This is a genomic window from Providencia vermicola, from assembly GCF_020381325.1.
GTDB classification, from domain to species: domain Bacteria; phylum Pseudomonadota; class Gammaproteobacteria; order Enterobacterales; family Enterobacteriaceae; genus Providencia; species Providencia vermicola.
Genome location: NZ_JAGSPI010000003.1, coordinates 367213 through 383384, shown reverse-complemented (window position 1 = coordinate 383384; position 16172 = coordinate 367213). Strand labels below are relative to the sequence as shown.

12 protein-coding genes are annotated in these 16172 nt (G+C 43.3%); 10 read left to right on the top strand and 2 right to left on the bottom strand.

Annotated elements, in window-relative coordinates; genetic code table 11:
- Positions 1–38: 38 nt before the first annotated feature.
- Together KDJ85_RS06455 and KDJ85_RS06450 are read right to left on the bottom strand one after the other, a co-directional pair.
- Entirely contained in the window at positions 39–4706 is a 4668-nt protein-coding gene (locus tag KDJ85_RS06455) for a sel1 repeat family protein (protein ID WP_225818940.1), read from the bottom strand.
- Between the two features lie 364 nt (positions 4707–5070).
- Entirely contained in the window at positions 5071–5991 is a 921-nt protein-coding gene (locus KDJ85_RS06450; protein WP_225818939.1) for a DMT family transporter, read from the bottom strand.
- A gap of 101 nt (positions 5992–6092) precedes the next feature.
- On the opposite strand from KDJ85_RS06450, the gene KDJ85_RS06445 reads away from it, so the two are divergent.
- The 10 genes from KDJ85_RS06445 (at position 6093) to purF (ending at position 15996) form a co-directional block, all read left to right on the top strand.
- Positions 6093–6914, top strand: a complete 822-nt coding sequence (locus KDJ85_RS06445; RefSeq protein ID WP_225818938.1) for a helix-turn-helix transcriptional regulator — start codon at positions 6093–6095, stop codon at positions 6912–6914.
- A 78-nt stretch (positions 6915–6992) separates the two neighbouring features.
- Complete coding sequence (pdxB, locus tag KDJ85_RS06440) at positions 6993–8129, top strand: 4-phosphoerythronate dehydrogenase PdxB (protein ID WP_225818937.1); 1137 nt, start codon at positions 6993–6995, stop codon at positions 8127–8129.
- Between the two features lie 79 nt (positions 8130–8208).
- Positions 8209–9219, top strand: coding sequence for an aspartate-semialdehyde dehydrogenase (locus KDJ85_RS06435; RefSeq protein ID WP_225818936.1), 1011 nt, complete (start codon positions 8209–8211; stop codon positions 9217–9219).
- Positions 9219–10034 carry a tRNA pseudouridine(38-40) synthase TruA gene (gene truA, locus KDJ85_RS06430; RefSeq protein WP_225818935.1) on the top strand — a complete coding sequence of 272 codons (816 nt, stop codon included), beginning with the start codon at positions 9219–9221 and terminating at the stop codon, positions 10032–10034. The genes KDJ85_RS06435 and truA overlap by 1 nt, the downstream gene beginning before the upstream one ends.
- A gap of 65 nt (positions 10035–10099) precedes the next feature.
- Positions 10100–10786, top strand: coding sequence for a DedA family protein (locus KDJ85_RS06425; protein ID WP_225818934.1), 687 nt, complete (start codon positions 10100–10102; stop codon positions 10784–10786).
- Positions 10787–10890: 104 nt separating this feature from the next.
- On the top strand, positions 10891–11862 hold the full coding sequence (accD, locus tag KDJ85_RS06420) for an acetyl-CoA carboxylase, carboxyltransferase subunit beta (RefSeq protein WP_206082377.1): 972 nt from the start codon (positions 10891–10893) through the stop codon (positions 11860–11862).
- The gene (gene folC / locus KDJ85_RS06415) at positions 11852–13141 is read left to right on the top strand and encodes a bifunctional tetrahydrofolate synthase/dihydrofolate synthase (RefSeq protein ID WP_225818933.1); all 1290 of its coding nucleotides are present in this window, start codon (positions 11852–11854) and stop codon (positions 13139–13141) included. The genes accD and folC overlap by 11 nt, the downstream gene beginning before the upstream one ends.
- 5 nt (positions 13142–13146) lie before the next feature.
- Positions 13147–13782 (top strand): cell division protein DedD, encoded by a 636-nt coding sequence (gene dedD / locus KDJ85_RS06410; protein ID WP_225818932.1) that lies wholly within the window; start codon positions 13147–13149, stop codon positions 13780–13782.
- A gap of 178 nt (positions 13783–13960) precedes the next feature.
- On the top strand, positions 13961–14464 hold the full coding sequence (gene cvpA / locus KDJ85_RS06405) for a colicin V production protein (RefSeq protein WP_206082374.1): 504 nt from the start codon (positions 13961–13963) through the stop codon (positions 14462–14464).
- A gap of 14 nt (positions 14465–14478) precedes the next feature.
- Complete coding sequence (gene purF / locus KDJ85_RS06400; RefSeq protein WP_206082373.1) at positions 14479–15996, top strand: amidophosphoribosyltransferase; 1518 nt, start codon at positions 14479–14481, stop codon at positions 15994–15996.
- The last annotated feature ends 176 nt before the right edge of the window (positions 15997–16172 follow it).

The following is a 16172-nucleotide window of genomic DNA, read 5'->3' as shown; positions in this document are numbered from 1 at the left end:
TAAGGGCGCTATTGATTGAGCGCCCTTGCTTTTATCATCTATTTTTTCAGTGCACTAAAATCCCATTTCTTTAAGGCATTAATGGAGTCTTTGTCTTGGTATTTAGCCCCTAATTCAAGGTAGTCGTGGGCTTTTTGTAGATCTTCTTTACTTTTGCTACCAACCCAGCCGTTATAGTACATATAGGCAAGTTTGTATTTTGCCATGGCATGGTGGGCACCTTGCTCTAAATTGGTCATATCGTAGTATTTGGCTGCTCGGTCGTAATCTTTTGGCATACCTTGCCCAAAATACAGCATATCTCCCGCTAGGTGCGCAGTGTTACTGTCATTTTGCTGGGCGCCTAAATCAAAGTAATACAGGGCTTTGGCAAAGTCCTTTGCAATTCCGCGCTCATTGTCTTTGCGATAGAGATTGCCAAGAATATTGTAGGCTCTAGGGTAACCATTTTTCCCTGCAAGCTCATAATAGTAAATCATTTTTTGCGTATCTTCAGGAACCATTTCACCTCGGGCATAGTTGATCCCTAAGGAGAACGCGGCCATTTTGTCGCCTGCTTCTGCTTTAACACGCTTAGCTTCAATTTCCTTCGTAAAACGGCCATATTTTTGGAAGTCTTGCTCTTCTTTAAAGCGTTTATCTATTTCTTGCCTATCTTCCGCTGACAGTTTATTCATCAACTCAATATTGTCAGTGTCTTTTTCCAATTTTAAAGCGATGTAATACGCGTGTTTTACATCATTTTTACGAACATAGGCATCATAAAGGCTACCAAGTGCGTATTTATCATGGTATTTCAAAGAAATTTCAAACCATTCAATGGCTTTATCAAGATCCTGTTCAACATCACATTCCCCCTTAAGGTAGAGGTCACCCATGGCGTGAGACAAATCTTCAGGTTCTTGAATAAAGGTTCTATCGGTGTTTTTGTCGAACTTGCCTTTTTCTAACCACTCTTTTAGGTAGGCACTTGCCTTATCCATGTCCGTATTACGGCTATTGGAACAGTAGCGCCCAGGGGAGTTAATTTCATAGAGCATTTTGATTGCGCCCATATCACCTTTTTTATAGGCTTGTTCCAGATATTCTAAGGCTTTTTGTGGATCACTACTGGCGTAGTAGGAATACAAACGCTTGAGAGCATCAGGGCGGTTTTGAGCTTCACTTTCAAGTAAAGAAAAGTACTTTTTATCATCTTTACTGCGGTTTAGATCATTCTTTTCACTGCGAATACCGTTTTGGTATAGGTTCGCTAAGGAATTAAACGCTTGTTTTGAAAGTTCGTTATCAGTCGATTTCATCCCTTCTTGCAAGTATTGGATCGCAGCGTTGTATTCGTCAGACTCGAAGGTGATGCTGCTATCGTACAAGTAATCGCCAGCAAGTTGCACCTTAGAGAACAGATCGCCTTTCGCGGTGCCATCAAGGTAGTTTTGGCGTTTGGCTTGGCTATTTTCTGTCACTTTATCCAGTGATGGATAAACGGCGAGGTTACCGCCAGCAATAGCCTTTTTGTACCAAAGCTGTGCGGCAGAGGCGCGACCGCGGGATTTATACCAATCCCCTAATTTTTCAGCCGCTGCTGCATCCCCATTTTGTGCAGCTACCACAGTGGTGTCATACAGTTTTGTGTATTCTTCAACACGGTTTGGGTTGGAATGTTTCCTCAGATAAACAATGGCTTCATCCCAATTAGGTTCAACAACTAACGTTTTCTTATCTGCTGAGAGTTCACCCATATACAGCATTTCACTATAGAGGATTATTGCGTTATCGTTATTGTCGTCACTGGCCATTTTCAAGTATTTCATGGCTTGCTGGCGGTTTTCTTTCACACCATTACCGTACAAATAGGCACGGCCCACGTTGTATTTCGCAACAGCACTTTCATTTAGCGTTTTCATGCCAATATCAAAGTCATCCATATACTTGATGTATTGATTACCCCAACTCCCTGCTTTTAGGTAGTATTCTCGGGCTTTTTGACGATCAACATCAACTAATTGGCTGCCATTTAAATATTGGTGTGCCAGTTCACGGGTATAGTTTTTGCTACCAAGGGCAGCTAGTTGGTCGTAATAACCAATAATTTTGCTTTTGTTGGCACGTTGAAGTTCTTCATTTTCATTATAATAATCAATTAACTCTTCAAGTGCTGTTTCATTATTCAGCTTGGCGCTTTTCTCTAGGTATTCTTGCCATTTTTGCTTGTCGACTTTTTGCCCATAGTTACCGAATTTATAGGCATTGGCGAGGGTGCGAATAGCATCAGAGTCATTGTTTTTTGCATTCGCCTGAATGGTAATAAACGAGGCTCTCGCTTTTTCAATTTCTCTTTTGCGTGATTTTAAAAAGCTGAAATCAGGGTCGGATATTTTGTTGTAATATTCCATAGCGAGATCATAGTTAGCATCTTCCCCATAATTGCCTTTTTGGTAAATTTCACCCAACTCATATAAACAGCGGTTGCTACCTAATGCTGCACAGCGCTTATACTGCGGCACGAGGTCATTAGGCGTTAACCCAGAGATGGCTTGGAAGCGGTCTTTATAATAGGCTTTACCATTGATGTAACTTACGCCATCAAGGTTTTGTGCAATATATAAAATCGCGGATGTACTGCCTAAATCTGCGGCTTTTAAAATAGTGTCATAATAAGGCTTTAGCTCGTCATTCGTTAGGACACTGACATTTTTTAAGTTTGTAAGTTGTGTAATACCATACTGATAAGTGATATCTGCGTCTGTACCAATCAGTGGCTCAATTAATTTTTGTGCTTCGGTATTTTTCTCATTGACCGCTAAGCTAACCAGTAAGGCCTTCGTATCACTGCGGTTTAAGCCTGTTTTAAATAAAACATCATAGGCGATGGCGAGCTCCTCGGGGGTTAACTCGGATCTGGCTCGAGGTGAGTCTAATAAATCGACAAGTATATTGGCGATAGTATTGGTTTCAGTGGGTTGATATTTAAGCAAGGCAGCAGCGTAATAGACACGACCGTTATAGTCGTATTTGCTTGCTTTCTCATACAATTCAAAGGCTAATTTTTTATTGTTTTCTGCATCTTGGCTTAGTAAATAATCCGCATAATAATGGGCTAATGCGTCATTATCGCGTTCAATAACGTCTTTTTTTAAGATATCAACAATCGTTTTTTCATCTACAAATGCTTTAATATCATAACGATAGTATAAATGAACTAACATGCGTTCTGCGGTGGATGGGTAGCCCCGTGAATCTAAGTTATCTTTCAGTATTTGTGTGGCTTTTTCGAGGTTTTTTTCTGTTCCAAAGCCATTAATATAGCCGCGAGCAAGTTGCATTTGTGTTTCATAACTCGGCTGAATGCGGTTTGCTTTTTCTGTCGCCTCAAAAGACTTTTCTGGGGAATACAAAACACTCCCTTTAGTCCCATACACTTGGCTAGCAAGGATCTGTGCCTTTGCTGAGTTTGGGTACTTCTTCATTAACTCTGGCAGATACTTTGCCACGGTCTCATTGAGTTTTTTAGTGGGAAAATCATAGTTAGAAATGGCGCGTTGGGTGATGGTAATTAGCGCTTCTTGGTGCCCCAAATCCGCCGCTGAGGTTAAGTATTTATTGGCTAAAGCTTCATTCCGTTCAACTGAATTGAAAGTAGTACCTGAATAAGCGCGATAAGCTTCATACATCGCGTCTGGGTATTGCTGGTCAGCAGCCTCGGTGAGCGCTTTAATTTTTTTATTATCAGCAAGGTAACTGAGGTACAGCGCTTTGGGTTTCTTTTGTTGTATTAGAGGGCGTAAATACGCCATAGCACGTAATTCACTGCGTTTGACGTCTTCTCCCACACTGTACTTGTGATATAAGGTGTAAATAGCGTATTCTTCGCCTTTACTGGCCCGCTCTTCAAGGTTAGCAATAATTTGTTGTTTTTCTTCAGCAGTTTGCGAACCATACAATGATAAAGGTGCTGGCTCTCTGTCATTGCTTTGGGAAAGATAATCGAACGTAGAGGAATATGACATGCGTTCGTATTTTTTGGCTAACGCAGGGTTTGGCGCGATGCCATCGCCACCTTGTTCATAAATAGTGGCCAGTAACATGGCAGGGAATGGAAAATCTTTGCTAGCCAGCGGCGTTAAAATTTCAACCGCCTTTTTATTGTCCTTGTCAAATTGATGGGCGATATAACCCAGTGCAAATTTTGATATTTTGGAGTCTTGCTCAGCGGCTAATGTAAAGTAGTGGCGCGCCAGCTTGATGTCTTGGGGAATTTCGTCGTATCTATCCTCCATGTACACACTGCCCACTAACTCTTGTGCTTCTATTACACCCAAATCAGCCGCTTTTGTGAGTGAAACGAGGCCGCTTCTATCGTTTGGGGTATCATCCATCTCGCGGTTATAACGGTAATAACCTAGGTTATAGAGCGCATTCTTATTATTAGCTTCAGCGGCTTTGATCAAATAACGCTGCGCCGCTTCATCATCAGGCTCAATACCAATTCCATCTTTATACATCATGGCTAAGGCATAGGCAGATTGAGGATCTTTATCGGCATTTTTTTGAAATTGCTCAACAGCGGCTTTAGTATCACCTTGTTGATATAAGTCATACCCAGCTTGGGCTGAGTTGGATTGGCTTGATGCATTGATAAAATAAATGCCACCTGCGATAGCAATTATTATCAATACAAACAACCCCATCTTAAACTGTTTAGTCATGGTTTTTCCTTGTCATGGCTTATCAGATTATTTGCCACGCTCCTGTGTTTAGTGTGTATTCTCGGTTAATACTACTAAAGAGGTATTTTGTTTGGCTTAAGTCTAATTGCTTATGGAGAAGATTCAATCGGATTTTGTCTACAATGGGCAATAAGATGGCTTTGAGATTACCAATGGCAGGAAAATAATGAATAACTGAGTGATTTTAAAATGTCACAAAGCATTAATGTTGATAAAAAAGAGATGAAAAAAGTAAAAAAGAGAGAGAAATATAAGGATTCTTTTGTGAGGGACTTTCAAACATAGCCCCACAATGTGGGGCATATGAGTGACGACATTGCTTTATTGCTTTTGTAATTCTATTTTACTGACAACTATCCTTTTGAACCACCTTTTTTTCACGGCGGAACATCTGTGTGAGCGGGGTACGTAACTGCTGTGCTAGCATCACACCCAGTAATACCACGCCTCCGCCGATTAAATGATAGCTTTTTAGCTCTTCACCTAAGGCGAAAATAGCGATAATTGCAGTGAATACAGGTGCGAGATTCATAAATATAGATGTCGTGTTTGCACCTAAACGCATCACCCCTTGGATCCATAAAGCTGGAGCAATAATGGAGGCGGCAATCCCTGCAAACATGACTAACCCAATATTGTGACTATTCAGTGCCACATCATCGGCCATTAAGAAGTTTGGTAACAGTAAAATCACCCCAAAGAAAATTTGCACATAGAGTGAGTCCCAGCTAGAGAGCTGAATTGCCCAACGTTTTGTCAGCACACCATAGAGTGCATAAGCTGCAGAGGCAACAATCATCATTAACTCGCCTTGGCCTAACCCGTGGGACAGCAACGTACCTGGATTGCCTTGACTGACTAGCCACAATAAACCAAACAGCGACAAAGCCGAACCCAGAACGATACCGACTGTTGGGATTACGCGCAGTACAAAAATACTGATGATTACTGTTAGTAATGGAATTAATGAGTTCATTATTCCCATAAATGTTGCACTGACACTGTGGGCCGCATAATAGGCTAAGCTTTGGTATAGCATCATCCCAAGCGCCCCTAAAATGGCCAATTGCCACCAATGTTTCATTACTACTTTGTGGTTGCGTAGTACTGAGCGCAGAACAAAGGGGGTCATAACGACTAACGCAAGTGCCCAGCGGTAAAAGGAAATCGCTGCGGGGTCAATGGCAGTGGACGCTGCTTTGTTCACAATGGCATTGATTGACCACAATAAAACCGCAATTAGCGGAAAAAGCAAATTCTTCATTAAAACATTCTCCCATATCGAATGTGATCCAGTATACATCTGACCGATTTTTTAGATATACTGATAATCAGACAATCGATAACGCTTTTCAGACAGGTATCATGGGAAATTCAAAATTAGATATTTGGCACATTAGTGAATGCAATATAATTGAGCCTGAACTTATTGCATTTCGCCACGAACAAACCGCTGCACTCACTGAGTACAAGTCACACTCACACCCATTTGGGCAGATGCTGTATGTCGTGTGCGGTATTATGGAAATGGAAGTGGCTGGCAAGCACTACTTGGCACCGCCTGAATTTTGTATTTGGATCCCCGCGAATATTCCCCATGCTAGCTTTAATAAAGAAAGTGTCAAATTTCGCATCGTGGATTTCTCGCATGAATATAACGATGTATTAGCTCAGCGTCCGTGCGTGGTTCGTTTAAGTACGATATTTCAATCTATTATGACGGATATGTACCAGCGGGGTGTTGTTCAACCCGAAACAGAACAAGATTTGCGCCTTGCCCATGTTTTGATTGACCAATTCTCACTCTCCCCATGCCAAGACACTTATTTACCTGCCACCAAGGACAAATTTTTAGCACCGATTTTGCAAGAACTGCAAAACGACCCCGCAGATAACACCACGCTGGCCCAATGGGCAAAACGTTCTTATACCTCAGAGCGTACGCTATCAAGGCGCTGCCAACAAGAGCTCGGTATGTCGTTTAGTGAATGGCGGCAACGCTTACGTTATTTACATGCGGTGGCAGGCTTGGAAAGAGGAAAAAGCGTGCATGAAGTGGCGTTGGATGTGGGATATAGTTCGGCATCGGCATTTATTGCGATGTTCCAACAAATTTCAGGGGTGACACCTGACCGGTTCCGTGTGAAAGAATTTGCGATGGACGATAACTTTGGCCTGGAGCGCTAACTCTCGTAGGCATCTAGATTAAACCGTGGCAAAATATTGTGATACAGAGAAAAATTGTCAATCATTGGGACATACCGCGTGAAAATTTTAGTTGATGAAAATATGCCTTACGCTCAGGCACTGTTTAGTGAGCTAGGTGACGTTAAGGCCGTACCAGGGCGTCCGATCCCTGAACAAGAACTTATTGATGCAGATGCATTAATGGTTCGCTCCATCACCAAAGTCAATGAATCACTTTTGAATAAGACGCCGGTTAAATTTGTCGGTACCGCAACGGCAGGATTTGACCACGTGGACACGGCATGGTTGTCCACCGCCAATATTGGTTTTTCTTCTGCGCCGGGTTGTAATGCGATTGCGGTAGTGGAATACGTATTTTCCGCTTTATTACTGCTTGCGCAGCGCGATAACTTTGATTTACGGGATAAAACCGTTGGCATCGTGGGCGTCGGTAATGTGGGTGGCCGTTTAGCCACGCGCTTAAACGCATGGGGCGTGAAAACCGTGTTATGCGATCCACCACGCGCAGCAAAAGGCGAAGAAGGGCCATTTGTGGCTTTTGATGAGTTGCTGACTCAGGCCGATGTGCTGACTTTCCATACCCCACTGAATATGGCAGGGGAAGACCAAACCTTCCATTTGATGGACAAAACCCGCTTAGCGAACTTGCGTGAAGGGACTATTTTAATCAATGCTAGCCGTGGTGAAGTGGTTGATAATCAAGCGTTACTCGCAGTACTTCAACAAGGAAAAAAAATTAGTGTTGTGCTAGATGTTTGGGAGCCAGAACCTGATTTAAATACTGACTTACTCCATTTAGTCGATATCGGTACGCCACATATTGCAGGTTATACCTTAGAGGGGAAAGCGCGAGGAACGACACAAGTTTATGAAGCTTATTGCCAATTTCTCGGTAAATCGGCGCACGTTTCCCTCTCTTCGCTACTACCAAAACCTGATATCAGCGAATTAGCTCTTAATGGTAAATTAACGCAAAACCAGCTCAAAAGGTTAGTGCATCTAGTGTATGATGTGCGCCGTGATGATGCAGCACTTAGAGCTGTTGCTGGTATCAAAGGTGAATTTGATAAACTGCGCAAAAATTACCAAGAACGTCGTGAGTGGTCATCCCTGAGCGTGATTTGTGATGACCCGCAAACAGCCACTTTACTCACCGAGCTCGGTTTTAAGGCGAACTTAATTCACCAATCATAGATTTCAGTAAGATGAACATCTGATTAAATGACTTCAATTATTGAGGTCATTTAATTTTTTATTTTTTAGAGGAATAGCCATGACTGAAGGTTGGAATATTGCAGTATTGGGGGCAACCGGTGCTGTGGGTGAAGCAATAATTTCACTGTTACAAGAAAGAGAATTCCCAGTCGGCGAGCTGTATTTACTGGCCAGTGAACGCAGTGCGGGGGAGAGCGTACGTGTTAATGGTAAAAGTATTCAAGTCAACGATGCCAAAGACTTCGATTGGTCACAAGCACAAATGGCTTTCTTCGCGGCAGGCGAAGCGGCAACGCTGCAATACGCAGAGTCCGCGGCACAAGATGGCTGCATTGTGATTGATACCAGCGGTGTATTTGCACAAGAACCTGATGTGCCATTAATTGTACCTGGCGTGAATCCGCAAGTATTAGCGGATTACCGTAATCGCAATATTATTTCGTTAGCAGATAGCGCAGTTAGCCAATTATTGACAGCAATTAAACCGTTAGTAGATGCCGCAGGTTTAGGCCGTATTACATTAACCAATATGCTATCAGTTTCAAGCTACGGTAAAGCGGCGGTAGATGAACTGGCAGGGCAAAGTGCACGTTTATTGAACGGAATTCCTGCGGAAGAAGGGCGTTTTAGTAAGCAATTAGCCTTTAATATGCTGCCGCTATTGGCGGATATGGAAGGCAGTGTCGTACATGAGCGCCGCTTAGTTGAACAGGTGCGTAAAGTGTTGCAGGACGATGGCTTACCTGTTGCAGTCAGTTTTATCCAATCCCCTGTTTTTTATGGTAATGCACAAGTTGTCCATTTAGAAACACTGCGCCCGATTAGCGCCGAAGAAGCGAACGATGAATTTGAACGTTTTGATGATATTCAGGTCTCAGAAGAGGGTGATTATCCAACGCAAGTGACAGATGCATCAGGTAACGACCTGCTTAGCATTGGCTGTGTGCGCAATGACTATGGTATTCCCGAAATCTTACAGTTTTGGTCAGTCGCGGACAACGTGCGTTTCGGTGGGGCATTAATGGCAGTTGAAACAGCGGAAAAACTCGCTCAGGAGCTGTTTTACTGATGTCCGAGTCAACAAAGTTGCATCGTATCGCGTTAGGTATTGAATACAACGGCAGTCGGTATTTTGGTTGGCAACGCCAGCAAGAAGTAAAAAGTGTGCAAGGTTGCCTTGAAGAGGCCTTGTCGAAAATCGCTGCTGAACCGATTGGCGTATTTTGTGCGGGTCGGACAGACGCAGGTGTTCACGCAACAGGGCAAGTTGTGCATTTTGAAACGTCAGTTGAGCGTAAAGAAGCTGCTTGGACGATGGGCGTTAACACGCATTTACCGCCAGATATTGCGGTACGTTGGTGCCAACCTGTGGGTGATGAGTTCCATGCGCGTTTTAGTGCAACGGCGCGTCGTTATCGCTACGTGATTTTTAATCACCGCTATCGGCCTGCCATCTTATCCAGTGGTGTGACGCATTTTCATTATCCACTGGATGAAAAACGGATGCACGAAGCGGCGCAAGCACTGATAGGCGAGCGTGATTTCACGTCATTCAGAGCAGTCCAGTGTCAGTCTAGAACACCTTGGCGTAATGTTATGCACGTCAATGTGAGCCGCCACGGCAATTATGTGGTGGTGGATATTAAAGCCAATGCGTTTGTACACCATATGGTGAGAAACATTGTTGGTAGTTTGTTGGAGATTGGTTGTGGCAATCAAGAGATTGATTGGATGGCTCATCTTCTTGAATTAAAAGACCGAACGAAAGCTGCCGCCACGGCAAAAGCGGAGGGGCTCTATTTGGTCAGTGTGGATTATCCAGAGAAATTTGCGCTTCCCAGTCATGTCATGGGGCCTCTTTTTCTCGAAGATGAACTGATGTAAATCGACGTTAACTTTATCTCATAATTACAGCAAATAGCACGGATGCTATTATTAATGAGGATTATATGGAATTTATCAGTTTTATTATCGACTTTATTTTACATATTGATGTGCACCTCGCTGAACTGGTCAGAGATTATGGCACGTGGGTATATGGTATTCTGTTCCTGATCCTATTTTGCGAAACAGGGTTAGTGGTCACACCATTTTTGCCAGGAGATTCGTTATTATTTGTTGCGGGCGCTATTTCGTCCTTGGACAGTAATGAACTCAACGTGCATTTAATGGTGGCGTTAATGATTACCGCAGCAATTATTGGCGATGCGGTAAACTATACGATTGGGCGTATTTTTGGTGAAAGATTATTTAAAAATCCGGATTCAAAGATTTTTCGTCGTGTTTATTTAGATAAAACCCATGCGTTTTATGAAAAACACGGTGGTAAGGCAATTATACTGGCGCGTTTCGTGCCGATAGTCAGAACTTTTGCACCTTTCGTTGCAGGAATGGGCAAAATGTCTTATCGTCACTTTGCATTTTATAATGTGACGGGCGCATTTATTTGGGTATTATTATTTACTTATGCAGGGTATTTCTTCGGTGAATTACCGTTCGTACAAAAGAATTTGAAATTACTGATAGTCGCGATTATCTTTGTTTCAATTCTGCCGGGGGTGATTGAAATTATTCGTCATCGTCGGATTGCTGCAAAAGAAAAGCGTGCGGCAGCGCAAAAAATCGATAACCACTAAGTGGTTTAAAAAGTTTTTATCTACAGTGAGATATCATTGTGGTTTAATGGCAAAAAATTACATACTGGTGATAACCAGAGTGAAACAGACAAAAAGGTCCATTAATGAGCTGGATTGAAAAAATTTTAAAGAAAGGTAACTTGACCCAATCACACAAAGCCAACATCCCTGAAGGGGTTTGGACTAAATGCGATAGCTGTGGACAAGTTTTATACGGTGCTGAGTTAGAACGCAATTTATCTGTGTGTCCAAAATGTGACCACCATATGCGTATCCATGCCCGTCAGCGCTTAGAAACTTTCCTTGATGAAAATTCTACGACAGAACTCGGTAGCGAACTTGAGCCAAAAGATATTCTCAAGTTTAAGGATTCCAAAAAATATAAAGACCGTATTACAGCAGCGCAGAAAGAAACGGGTGAAAAAGATGCGATGGTGGTGATGAAAGGCACACTGAAAGGGATGCCTGTTGTTGCTGCTGCGTTTGAATTCTCTTTTATGGGCGGTTCAATGGCTTCCGTCGTCGGAGCGCGTTTTGTCCGTGCGGTAGAACAAGCGTTGGAAGATAATTGCCCACTCGTGTGTTTCTCATCAAGTGGTGGCGCGCGTATGCAAGAAGCGTTGTTATCGTTGATGCAAATGGCGAAAACCAGTGCCGCTTTAGCAAAAATGCAAGAACGCGGTTTACCGTATATTTCAGTGCTAACTGACCCAACCATGGGCGGTGTTTCAGCAAGTTTAGCGATGCTGGGTGATATCAACGTGGCAGAGCCTAAAGCGCTGATCGGCTTCGCAGGCCCTCGTGTTATCGAACAAACCGTGCGTGAAAAGTTACCGCAAGGCTTCCAGCGTAGTGAATTCTTACTGGAAAAAGGCGCGATTGATATGATCGTCCGACGCCCTGAAATGCGTGATCGTCTGGCTGAAATTTTGGCGATGTTAACGAATAAGCCAAGTTTTAATGAAACGCCAATCATTGTGGCAGAAACAGTAGAAATCGACCTGAATGCTATTGATGAGATCAGTGCCGAAGAACCAGAAAAGGATTCTGCAAAGCATAAAAAAGATGATGAGTAATTTAATCATTCCTACAGCCAAGTCTCCTTTGGAGGCTTGGCTTTCTTATCTCACTGACCTGCATAGTCAAAACATTGACATGGGGTTGGAACGAGTCGGTCAAGTTGCTCGGCACATGAACTTGACGCAACCTGCTCCTCGCGTTATCACCGTCACAGGTACCAACGGAAAAGGCACCACTTGCCATACGCTAGAATCAATTTTGATGGCAGCGGGGCTAAAAGTGGGGGTTTACAGCTCGCCACATTTGGTGCGCTACACTGAACGTGTACGTATTCAAGGGCAGGAGCTTTCCGAGTCTGATTTCTGCGAAGCTTTCGCGACTATTGAAGCACAACGTAAAAATATTTCGCTTACGTACTTTGAATATGGCACGTTGGCTGCACTACAATTATTTAAGCAAGCTCATTTAGATATCGTTATCTTAGAAGTGGGCTTAGGTGGGCGTTTAGATGCCACCAACGTAGTGGATGCAGATATCGCTGCGATTACCAGTATTGCTCTGGACCACACGGATTGGCTGGGTTCCGATCGTGAACATATCGGTCATGAAAAAGCAGGTATTTTTCGTCCAGGACGCTATGGTGTGGTGGGTGAACCTGATATGCCAGAGTCGATTGGGAAATATGCAGACAACATTGGCACCCATTTATTCCGCCGTGGCGTTGACTGGCAATACAGTGAGCAAGCAGCGAGTTGGTCTTGGCAGAGTTCGCAACGTGAGTGGCATAATCTTCCATTACCAAATGTGCCACTGGCGAATGCGGCAACGGCATTAGGTGTAATTAGCTGTTTACTGCAAATTGATGCAGATATTGCAAAAAAAGTCACAGATGCTGCCATTTATCAAGGTTTAAAATTAGCTCAATTGCCGGGGCGTTTCCAAATTATTGGTGATAAACCATTAATGATTTTGGATGTGGCACATAATCCTCATGCAGCGGGGTATTTAGTCAGTAAATTAGCTGGCTTACCTGCAGTTGATGGCCGTCGCATTCGTGCGGTTGTTGGGATGCTCGGTGATAAAGACATTAAAGGCACGCTTGAGTGTTTATCGCAGCAGGTGACTGACTGGTATCTCGCACCATTAACAGAATTTAGAGGGGCTGATGTGGCTCAATTGAGCCAGCATGTACAGCAAGCTAATCTGTTTGATTGTGTTGAAAAAGCATGGCAGCAAGCTTGTGTTGAGGCGCAAGAACAAGACGTGATTGTAGTTTGTGGGTCATTCCACACTGTCGCTCATGTCATGATGTTATTAGAAAACCAAAAAGGATAGTGCTGGTGGCTAGTAAATTTCAAAATCGTCTTGCTGGCGTCATCGTACTGGTTGCAGCAGGGGTCATCGTCCTTCCTGCACTTCTTGATGGCGATAAGAAATATAATGAAAGTGAATTTGCGGCCATTCCTATTATCCCGAAGCCAGGTGATGAAGAAGATATCGAAGCAATTGCACCGTTAGCACATAATAGTGCGAACGCATCTTCGGAAGGGGCTTCTGAGGCTATGTTATCAGAAGCGATTACCCAGCAGCAAAATGAACAAGTCGCGGCAAACGTCCCTGCGACAGTTGAGCCAATAAAACCAGAGCCTAAACCAGAACCTAAGCCGGAACCAAAACCACAGCCGAAACCTGAACCAAAGCCGGAACCAAAACCAGAGGTTAAACCTGAGCCGCAAGGCAAAGCATTTGTTGTTCAAGTCATTGCTCTAAACAATGCCAGCAAGGTTGAGGAGATTGTCGCGAAGCTGCGGTTATCGGGTTATCAAGTGTATACCGTTCCAGCAAGACCGGTGAACAATAAACTCACGCGTATTTATGTCGGCCCAGAGGCATCACGGCAGAAGCTAGAAGCCGCGCTTCCTGAACTTAACGCGATAACAGGAACAAAAGGGATAATTCAAACATTCAAACCCTAATAAATAGAATCAATAATCCCTAAAAGGTAAGGGGATTTAGTAACTTACTGCGGCGATTATGATTTTTTCTTTTCGCCGTTATTTTTTGTAAATTGATAGAAAAATGGTTACGCAAACGTTTTCGTTTTCTGTTAGAATGCACTTCGCTGATGTCGTGAGTGCGAATTTTGGATGAGATATGGTCTGGATAGATTACGCAATTATCGCCATTATTGGCTTCTCGGCACTGGTTAGTTTGATCCGTGGTTTTGTTCGTGAAGCATTATCACTGGTGACATGGGGTTGTGCATTTTTTGTCGCAAGTACATTTTACCCTTATTTAGCGGACTATTTTACCCGCTTTGAGGACGTACTGGTGCGAAATGGCATTGCAATCGCCGCCTTATTTATTGCCACATTAATTGTGGGCGCGGTGGTGAACTATGTGATCAGCTCTTTAGTGCAAAAAACTGGGTTATCAGGCACAGATCGTGTTCTGGGGATTTGCTTCGGTGCGCTACGCGGTGTGTTGATTGTATCGGCCTTGCTGTTTTTTCTCGATACCTTTACACCGCTTCCTCAAAGTGAGGATTGGCAGCGTTCAGAGTTTATTCCACAGTTCAGTCATATTATCAGGTGGTTTTTTGACTACCTGCAAAATGCGTCAAGTTTCCTACCGGAGAACATTTCTCCGTCTGGCTGATGAGGAAAGACCAAATGTGCGGTATTGTCGGGATCGCTGGTGTTACACCAGTTAACCAATCAATTTATGATGCTTTAACAGTGCTTCAGCACCGTGGGCAGGATGCAGCAGGTATTGCCACTATTGATGGCAAAAATAATATTCGTTTACGTAAAGCAAATGGCCTTGTGAAAGATGTGTTTGAAACTCGCCATATGCTTCGGTTACAAGGTTGTATGGGATTAGGGCATGTCCGTTATCCAACAGCAGGCAGCTCCAGTGCCTCGGAAGCACAGCCTTTTTACGTAAATTCACCATTCGGTATCACACTTGCTCATAATGGTAATCTGACAAACGCACACGAACTTACGCGAAGTTTGTTTGAAACGGCACGTCGCCATGTTAATACGACTTCAGATTCTGAGATTTTACTCAATGTGCTGGCGTATGAATTAGACAGATTTGATCATTTTCCCCTTGAACCCGATAACGTTTTCAGTGCAGTGGCTGCGATGCACAAAAAACTGCGTGGTGCTTATGCATGTGTCGCTCTGATTATTGGTCATGGTATGTTAGCGTTTCGTGACCCGCACGGTATTCGTCCATTAGTGTTAGGACGCCGTATTACAGAGAGTGGCGAACATGAGTATATGGTCGCTTCTGAAAGTGTCGCACTCGATACATTAGGTTTTGAATTTTTACGTGATGTGGCACCTGGCGAAGCGGTATATGTCACTGAAAAAGGTCAATTATTCACACGTCAATGTTCTGATAACCCTCAATTGACGCCATGTATTTTTGAATACGTCTATTTTGCTCGCCAAGATTCATTCATCGACAAAGTATCGGTCTATAACGCCAGATTACGTATGGGCCAAAAGCTCGGTGCAAAAATTGCGCGTGAGTGGGAAGACTTAAATATCGATGTCGTTATCCCAATTCCAGAAACGTCTTGCGATATTGCGTTAGAAATCGCCCATATATTAAATAAACCGTATCGCCAAGGTTTTGTGAAAAATCGTTATGTTGGCCGTACGTTTATCATGCCAGGTCAGCAAGAACGGCGTAAATCTGTTCGCCGTAAACTGAATGCCAACCGAGCTGAGTTTCGTGACAAAAACGTGTTATTAATTGACGATTCCATTGTTCGGGGCACAACCTCAGAGCAAATTGTTGAACTAGCGCGCGAAGCTGGTGCAAAGAATGTCTATTTCGCCTCTGCGGCGCCTGAGGTTCGCTTCCCGAACGTCTATGGTATTGATATGCCAAATGCGAACGAGTTGATTGCACATGGTCGTGAAGTGGATGAAATTCGCAAATTAATTGGTGCGGATGGGTTAATTTTCCAAGACTTATCAGACTTAGTTGATGCTGTTCGTGAAGAAAATCCAGAAATTACGGAGTTTGAATGTTCCGTATTTGATGGGATTTATGTTACCAAAGACATTGACCAAGGTTATTTAGACTATTTGGAAAACTTGCGAAAAGACGACGAGCTGAAGTTAAAAGATAAGAGTGAAGTCGAAGATTTGGAAATTTACAACGAAGGCTAAAATTCTCGTCATATTTTGACCTACAGCGTTGTTGGCTTCACAAAATCGCCCTAGTCACGTAGTTATCTACGCTCCTAGGGTCTCATTTGCTTGCCGCCTAGCTGTAGTCCAAACTATTTAGAGAATTGTGTGTGCCGTCTCGTGATAACCTAGAATCTTTAGAGGATTAAGGTTGG

Coding starts and splice junctions, on each gene's coding strand:
- KDJ85_RS06425 (WP_225818934.1), top strand. CDS start 10,100: ATGGAATTTATCAGTTTTATTATCGACTTTATTTTACATATTGATGTG.
- KDJ85_RS06455 (WP_225818940.1), bottom strand. CDS start 4,706: ATGACTAAACAGTTTAAGATGGGGTTGTTTGTATTGATAATAATTGCT.
- KDJ85_RS06450 (WP_225818939.1), bottom strand. CDS start 5,991: ATGAAGAATTTGCTTTTTCCGCTAATTGCGGTTTTATTGTGGTCAATC.
- KDJ85_RS06445 (WP_225818938.1), top strand. CDS start 6,093: ATGGGAAATTCAAAATTAGATATTTGGCACATTAGTGAATGCAATATA.
- KDJ85_RS06435 (WP_225818936.1), top strand. CDS start 8,209: ATGACTGAAGGTTGGAATATTGCAGTATTGGGGGCAACCGGTGCTGTG.
- accD (WP_206082377.1), top strand. CDS start 10,891: ATGAGCTGGATTGAAAAAATTTTAAAGAAAGGTAACTTGACCCAATCA.
- folC (WP_225818933.1), top strand. CDS start 11,852: ATGATGAGTAATTTAATCATTCCTACAGCCAAGTCTCCTTTGGAGGCT.
- purF (WP_206082373.1), top strand. CDS start 14,479: ATGTGCGGTATTGTCGGGATCGCTGGTGTTACACCAGTTAACCAATCA.
- cvpA (WP_206082374.1), top strand. CDS start 13,961: ATGGTCTGGATAGATTACGCAATTATCGCCATTATTGGCTTCTCGGCA.
- truA (WP_225818935.1), top strand. CDS start 9,219: ATGTCCGAGTCAACAAAGTTGCATCGTATCGCGTTAGGTATTGAATAC.